Origin of the sequence: Clavibacter lycopersici, assembly GCF_003576405.1 — a bacterium.
Taxonomy (GTDB): domain Bacteria; phylum Actinomycetota; class Actinomycetes; order Actinomycetales; family Microbacteriaceae; genus Clavibacter; species Clavibacter lycopersici.
Genome location: NZ_QWGT01000540.1, coordinates 1 through 482 on the forward strand (window position 1 = coordinate 1; position 482 = coordinate 482).

Genomic DNA, 482 nt, shown 5'->3' on the forward strand with positions numbered 1-482 from the left:
TCCGCGGACGCGTCGGCGGCGGATCCGGCGGGCGGGGCGAGCGGCGCCGCGGCGGGCGCGTAGCCCTCGGGCAGCGGCGACTCGGAGATCAGGCGCGGCTCGGGCGTCGACGACGCGCGGCCGGGGAAGACGCGGCGACCGGAGACGAGCGCGGTCCAGCGGGTGCCGTCCCAGAAGCGCTGGTTGCCCTCGCCGTCGCCGAACCAGCCGGGCTCGTCGGACGACGGTGTGACCGACGTCGGGGAGGCGGGCGGCGGGGTCGACGACATGGTGCTCCTCACAGGAGCGTTCCCCAGGTGGGGGAACTTCTCCTCCGCCCAGGTTAGGCGGCGCTCGGGCCGACCGGGTAGCCCGGGCGCGTCGTCCACCCGGCTCGCGCACCCCCAATCAGGGGCGTGGCGACGGGAGGATCCGCGCGGCGGGCAGCCGCGGGGTGCGTGCCGGTGGGTGCCCCTCAGGCGGCGAGCGGGACCGCCGCGGCC

The 482-nt window shown here is 78.4% G+C and carries 1 protein-coding gene; it reads right to left on the reverse strand.

Features of this window, described 5'->3' with window-relative positions; genetic code table 11:
* On the reverse strand, nucleotides 1-269 hold a 269-nt coding region (locus tag DZG00_RS16430), incomplete at its 3' end, for a DUF2510 domain-containing protein (protein WP_119455871.1).
* Nucleotides 270-482: the final 213 nt, after the last annotated feature.